This is a genomic window from Dietzia sp. E1 (assembly GCF_014145015.1).
Classification (GTDB): Bacteria; Actinomycetota; Actinomycetes; order Mycobacteriales; family Mycobacteriaceae; genus Dietzia; species Dietzia cinnamea_A.
The window spans coordinates 1-6,092 of record NZ_JAALDU010000111.1; the positions used below are offsets into that span (position 1 = coordinate 1).

Below are 6,092 nucleotides of genomic sequence, written 5' to 3' on the forward strand. Positions count from 1 at the left end.
CGACCTTCTGTGAGGCGCCGGCGGGCTACATCGTCGAGACGTACTTCGTGTTGCGGATGGTGATCGCCGGCGGTGCGATCGTGCTCCCGCCGGCGCTCCTCGTGTGGGCGCTGCTCGATGCGCGCGTGGCGATGATGGACTCGCTCAGTGCCTTCTACTTCACGCCGGCGCGCAGCCTGTTCGTCGGCGTAGTGGTGGCGATCGGCGTCGCCCTGGTTGCCTACCGCGGATACACCCGCGGCGAGAACTTGCTGCTCAACGCTGCCGGGGTACTCGCGGTGGTCGTCGCGCTCGTCCCGACGGCAGATCCTGCGACGCCCGGGGACGCGCTGACACTGACGAGTGTGATCCACGCGGTGTCCGCCGTCGCGTTCTTCGTGTTGGCCGCGCTATCGATCTTCTTCTACGGGCAGGAGACTTTGGACTCGGTGCGGGACCCGCGGGCGCGGCGCAGCTACCGGGCCGTCTATCGGACGTTGGCGGCGCTGGTGCTGGTTTTTCCCGCTATGGCCCTCGTCGTGGCCTGGCTGGTGGAATCCTCGGCAGCGCTGTTCGCGGTCGAGGCGGCCGCGCTCTACGCGTTCGCGGCGTTCTGGTTGGTCAAGACCTACGAGCTCTCCCGGTCCCAGACACAGATGCGAGTGGTGTGAGGCCGGTGGCTGTCAGTCCCGACGGGGCCGCCCGGTGCTCGCGCAATCTGTGCTACCGAGCGCAGACTTTCGCGGCCCCCTCGATGATCCTGGTTCAGGTTCCGACTTGTCGACCATGCCTTATCGCCGCTTAGGGTTCAAAGGGCGAACTGGAACCTCTTCGAAGGCGGTCCATTTGCTCTATCGATGCAGTTAGTGGCCAAGGTTTAGCTCCTTAAGTATTTCGGCGGTCCCGCCATACAGGCAAAGTTGACTTAGCTCGTTTGCTTCTACCCACCGGAACTCCGCGAACTCAACAGTGTCTGGTGTGACAAGCCCGGGATCCGGGATTTGCAGCGACCAGAAATGCGTGAGTCCCTCTCCTATATCTCTCGGTCTCGATCCTAGGTAGTGGAGTGCATCTGCGGATGACCGCACGGTGGTCTCTTCCTCGAGCTCCCTTACAGCTGTATATAGAGGGCTAGGATCGCCCTTTTTTCTCCTTCCGCCGATTGGCGACCAAAACTCAGGCGAGCGTTTTGTGCGAGACATAGCAATGCGGCCATTTTGGTCTTGGACAAATATGAAGGCCGCCCAGTCGTCTTCCTCCGCAGCCTCAAGGCTGTAACGTCTGTCTGCTTCGGAAACTAAACTCTCGAGCGACTCTGGGGACGATCTGGCAAACGACGCACTTTGTAGGCCTCGTGGGCCTACCGCGTAGGAGGGTTCGCCTGTGCTGATTGAAGTGGCAGCGACGGACACGCTCAGGGTCTTTGCCGCACAGGAAGTTGAATGAAGCTGCCCAGCCTCCAAAATCAACGGGGTGGAAGATCTGCTTCGCACCGCGGACCCATCTGACTTTAGACAAATCGGTGAGCCCACTGGGCTAAGGCGACTGCTTCCGATAGAGACGGAACTTTCTACCTTATACAGCTGGCTTTCACCGCGCGGGTTCGTCTCGGTAAGGAAAGAGCTCTCTTCCAGCTCTCCGATGACAACTTTCGATAGAATTCTCCAACCATGAGAATGGACCTCAAACTGCTTCGCGGGATTAGGGGCGCCTGGTCGCCAGAAGTGCACACGGATGTGCCATCCGGGCAGATAATCGCAATCTGTTCTGACCACGACGAACCCATACGGGTGGAGGTAGGACGAGGCGTAAAAGTTCTGGAGGAGAAACTTCGCGTCAGGCCAGGTCTGATGGTAAATCCAGCCAAGGGCCTCAGAGTAGTCCGCGCGGCTAGCCATAGTGGTGCCCTTTCACTGATCGATCAATAACCATCCGGTTTAGATCGCTAGTCTCATCGGAGAGATCTATATCCAACTCGTCAAGGAAGTAGGGGCTAACCACCTCAATGGTCTCCTCTGTGATTCCCTGAAGGTGGCTCCCTATATCCTTGCTGAAGCTCGAAGGAATTCGGACCGCCTTGGCGAGTTTGAACGCTGCTTCAAAGTCGTCGCAAAAGCGGTCGTATAACTCGTGGCTCCGGGGGACTACTAATGCCAGATCGCCTCGGTCTTGGCCGCACAGATAGGCTCTCTCGTACGAAATGTCGAGACTTTGGACCCAGCCCGCGCTTGCTACGCCCACCTCGACATTGAGTCGAGGGTAGTGAGATTGAATCTGAAAAATTCTGATTAGACTAACGATTATATCGGCGCGGATGCGAACTGGGCTCCAATTCCCGTCGGAGTGACGCGGTCGCAGTGCCTCGTAATTCGCAAGGTCCTCTGCGCGCGAGGGGTCCATTAGTACGACCTTCACAGTGCCGCCTCGGTGTTCGGCGAGGTTCGGAAGGGTGTCACGCACAAAGAACGATCCGGTTCGCGCCCTTACCTTCCAAGTGTCAGTAGAGGCTGAATCAGACTTGAATGACCTCTTGAGTCGTCCGCCCTTGGCGAGGTGCGGCAGGTCGCCTTGGCTCTCCCTGGTTAGAAATAGAATGACTAACCCGGCGAAAAACGAGGCGATGGCCGCTGCCACTAAGTTGTCTAAAACTGCAATTAGTGACGCGCCGGGCCTGTGTTCCTGTAGGTCCTCGGGCAGTACGAATGTCCGAAAGACGAATATAAGAAGTCCAAGCAGAAATATTACGGGAAGGGTCACTATTCTGACGTTCAGACGGTTGGTGACTTCTAAATCCATAGTGATAGGCGCCGGTCTCTCTTCGCGTAGCTGTGCCCATGTGAGACTACCTGCCAGCTGGGCTGCCGATCGCGGCCTGTTGCACGTCGAGCCTGTTAGGCACTTCTTGTGCTGCAAGCGCGAGTTTCCGTCGCCGTCTGTGCCGAGCGTGCGTGAGCATTCTTGGGAAGGGCCCGCTTTGGCGTCTCGAGCGACGAACACGGCGAAGCGCGTGTGGAGTCGGTTCTGACTTCAAGTGGGGGCAATTCATTGCGAAGAGTCGTGCTTACAGAGGTCTACCCGGAGGTCGAGACACAGTCTGGCTCTGACGATCCAAGGAGAACCTCTACTGGGGCAGGAACTGCGGCACTCTAACGGCTTTACTCGGATCTCAATCTTCCAGCGTTACGATCCAGTCGCTGAGATCTCAGGAGCGATTCGGGTTGGTCGCCGCCCCGTCGAGCCACAGTGTGTCGGAGGCGTCGGAGTGCGAGCCGTCGGTGCCGACATGCTTGGCTGATCTTCGGGCCCTTGGTGATGACGTGGACCAGCGCCATGCCGTGGCCGCGACCGAGGTCGTAGTCCTCCTTGAGCCACGCGAGGATCGGGCCGGCCTTTGTGCCGGGGCCGAAGCCCTTCTCGGTGGCCTGATCCACGAGCTGGCGCGGCGTGAGACCGGTCTTCTTCTCGACAGTGTCGAGGTACGCCTGGAACGACATGAGTTTCTCCCGGGATCGGCGCTGCGATGGTGCGCTGATTATCGCCCGGCCCGTTCTAGAGAAACCCGCAAACGAACAATGTCCCGGGCCATCGACCAGCGATGATCCGGGACATTCGATCTGAGCGGATGACGAGATTCGAACTCGCGACCCTCACCTTGGCAAGGTGATGCGCTACCAGCTGCGCCACATCCGCATCGCATTCCGGCCCGCCGGGGCGTTCCGTGCTGCGAGAAAGAACAATAGCGCACGCCGTGGAGCGGTTCCACGCGGGGCCCCCGAGCGCGCCGATCGTGGTGCCCGCCGCGTGGCTCGCGGACCGATTCGCATTGACTCTCCGGCCGTGTGATTCAGTCAGCCCAACTCAGTCCCAGGAGCTCCATGGCGTAAGCGAGGTCGGAGTCATCCGGATCGATGGCAATGTCCTCGGATCGAACTCTGAGCCGAGGAGAGACTTCGGCGTCGCCTCCCCGTTCGTAGATCGCCCAGAGCGTGAGGTCGTCACCGTGCCGAGAGGCGAACTCGATCCCGTCGAGCCGCGGGAACTGGTCGTCGCCGACCTGGTAGAGCCATGCAGAGATGCCTCTGGTGAGCGCGCGCGGTCGCGCGTCCCGGATAGCAGCTGCGTCGAGATCGTCCAACCCCAGGGCGAGAGCCTTGGTCCGGAACTGGCGCCGAAGTCCGGCCAGCGATCGATGGTGGCCGGGCAGTGCGTACGTCCCGGACAGCGTGGCTGTGCCGCTTCGCCGCGGCGTGCACCAATCGACCGGAATGGTCCCCGCCGCGGCTGTCGGGAACTCTTCGTCGTCGTCGACCTCGATCTGGGCGATCTCTTCAGCCACGCTGGCGCTGGGCCTGAACCTGGCGAGCAACTCGAGCAGGCAGGCAAGGCGTGATTCGCCGACGTAGAGGGTCCGCCACGATCCGCCGGGATCGTCCCATCGCCCGTCAAAGCGTCCATCTTCGGCGTATACCCAGTCGGTCCACTTCCATGGTGTGGGCGAGTAGCCCACGCGGTGGACAGTCGTAGCCGAATGGACGCTTACCGCGATCTCTCCCACGTCCGTGCGGACAGCCGCATCGGCGGTCACCCGACTGAGACGAACTGCCGGGCCGCGGCGAGGACGTCCGGCCCGCTTTCCCCGATATCGCCGTCTCTGAGGAGAAGCGCAGGCGCTCGGTCGTCCAGTAGCGGGTTGAGCCCTTGCATCCACGCCTGGACGACCTGCGGTGAATCTCGATCGCAGATCATCCGAGCGATTCGATAAGCGATCCGCAGCCGTTCGACGGTCTCAGCACCGGCAATCTGTCGGGTGCCGTCGGCCCAGCCCCGTACCGCGCGAGTCTCCTTGACCCGACCCAGGTAGGCGATGAGGCGATCGCCGAGCAGGGGGCGAAGTGCACTCACCAGTTCGGATGGCGACATCCGGTTGGCTTCCTCGTACGCGGCGAGATCCGGCCGCTGCTGATGCAGCATCGACATCGTGCTTCTCCCATGTGAGGCTTCACGCCCATGTGATCCCACGGGTCATCCCAAGGCTATCCCCGTTGAATCCCACGCGCTATCCCTAATGTCGGAGCTGCGGCCATGAACGAATCTTGCGGACGGGCGTGCGGATGTCGAAATCCGGCGGACGGTTCCGTCCCCCTCGTGAAGCGACCACACTGGGTCGCACAGCATGAGGAGGACCATCATGGCCAAGTACCTGTTGCTCAAGCACTATCGCGGCTCCGCGCCGGGAGAGCCCACCTATCCGCCGCTGGGCGAGTGGGAGCCCGAGGAGGTCTCCGCGCATTTCGCGTACATGGAGGACTTCGCCAACCGGCTCCGCGAGAGCGGGGAGTACGTGGACTCCCACGCGCTGTCGGAGTCGGGGGCGTGGGTGCGTTACGACGGCGAGGGCAAGCCCCCGCTGACCGACGGCCCCTTCGCCGAGACCAAGGACCTCATCGCCGGCTGGATGATCATCGACGTGGCCGATTACGACCGCGCTGTCGAGCTGGCCGGCGAACTGTCCGCGGCACCCGGCCCCGGCGGCGCGCCGATCCGCGAGTGGCTCGAGCTCCGGCCCCTGCTCACGGTGCCCACGGAGATCGAGGACTGACCCCACCATGGACGGCCCGGACCTGCGGGCGCTCATCCCGCAGGTGATCGGCGTCCTCGTCCGCCGCGGAGCCGACTTCGCCGCGGCCGAGGACGCCGTGCAGGATGCCCTCGTCGAGTCCCTGCGCAGCTGGCCCGCCGACCCGCCGCGCGACCCCCGGGCCTGGCTGATCGCCGTGGCGTGGCGCAGGTTCCTCGACGCGACCAGGTCGGAGTCGGCCCGTCGGCGCCGCGAGGATCTGGCGACGGCGGAGCAGGCGGTGGCCTCGTCGTCGTCCTCTCCGCTCCTCCCGGGTGACCGGGGCGACCGGCCCGACCGCGACGACACCCTCTGGCTCTACTTCCTGTGCGCGCACCCTGCGCTGCCGATGCCGTCGGCGATCGCGCTGACCCTGCGCGCGGTCGGCGGCCTGACCACGCGGCAGATCGCGCGGGCGTTCCTCGTCCCCGAGGCGACGATGGCGCAGCGCATCAGCCGCGCCAAGCGCACGCTCGACGGCCAGCGGCTCGACCGG

At 62.8% G+C, this 6,092-nt stretch carries 7 protein-coding genes and 1 tRNA gene; 3 read left to right on the forward strand and 5 right to left on the reverse strand.

What is annotated here, in order from left to right:
* Positions 1–650, forward strand: a 650-nt coding sequence (locus G6030_RS04880; protein WP_241724165.1) for a hypothetical protein, incomplete at its 5' end; no start/stop codon positions are given.
* Between the two features lie 1,219 nt (positions 651–1,869).
* Here G6030_RS04880 and G6030_RS04890 read toward each other — a convergent pair.
* The 5 genes from G6030_RS04890 to G6030_RS04910 form a co-directional block, all read right to left on the reverse strand.
* The gene (locus tag G6030_RS04890) at positions 1,870–2,775 is read right to left on the reverse strand and encodes a hypothetical protein (RefSeq protein WP_182642377.1); all 906 of its coding nucleotides are present in this window, start codon (positions 2,773–2,775) and stop codon (positions 1,870–1,872) included.
* A 359-nt stretch (positions 2,776–3,134) separates the two neighbouring features.
* The gene (locus G6030_RS04895) at positions 3,135–3,473 is read right to left on the reverse strand and encodes a DUF4287 domain-containing protein (RefSeq protein WP_241724166.1); all 339 of its coding nucleotides are present in this window, start codon (positions 3,471–3,473) and stop codon (positions 3,135–3,137) included.
* A 123-nt stretch (positions 3,474–3,596) separates the two neighbouring features.
* Positions 3,597–3,669: transfer RNA gene (locus tag G6030_RS04900), tRNA-Gly, on the reverse strand.
* Between the two features lie 154 nt (positions 3,670–3,823).
* Positions 3,824–4,564: an RES domain-containing protein gene (locus tag G6030_RS04905; protein ID WP_182642378.1), complete on the reverse strand. Its 741-nt coding sequence runs from the start codon at positions 4,562–4,564 to the stop codon at positions 3,824–3,826.
* Positions 4,561–4,950 (reverse strand): hypothetical protein, encoded by a 390-nt coding sequence (locus tag G6030_RS04910; RefSeq protein ID WP_182642382.1) that lies wholly within the window; start codon positions 4,948–4,950, stop codon positions 4,561–4,563. The genes G6030_RS04905 and G6030_RS04910 overlap by 4 nt, the downstream gene beginning before the upstream one ends.
* 217 nt (positions 4,951–5,167) lie before the next feature.
* Here G6030_RS04910 and G6030_RS04915 point away from each other — a divergent pair, with 217 nt between their 5' ends.
* Together G6030_RS04915 and G6030_RS04920 are read left to right on the forward strand one after the other, a co-directional pair.
* Positions 5,168–5,578 carry a YciI family protein gene (locus tag G6030_RS04915; protein ID WP_182642379.1) on the forward strand — a complete coding sequence of 137 codons (411 nt, stop codon included), beginning with the start codon at positions 5,168–5,170 and terminating at the stop codon, positions 5,576–5,578.
* 7 nt (positions 5,579–5,585) lie between these two features.
* The coding region (locus G6030_RS04920) for a sigma factor (protein WP_182642380.1) at positions 5,586–6,092 on the forward strand (507 nt) is incomplete at its 3' end.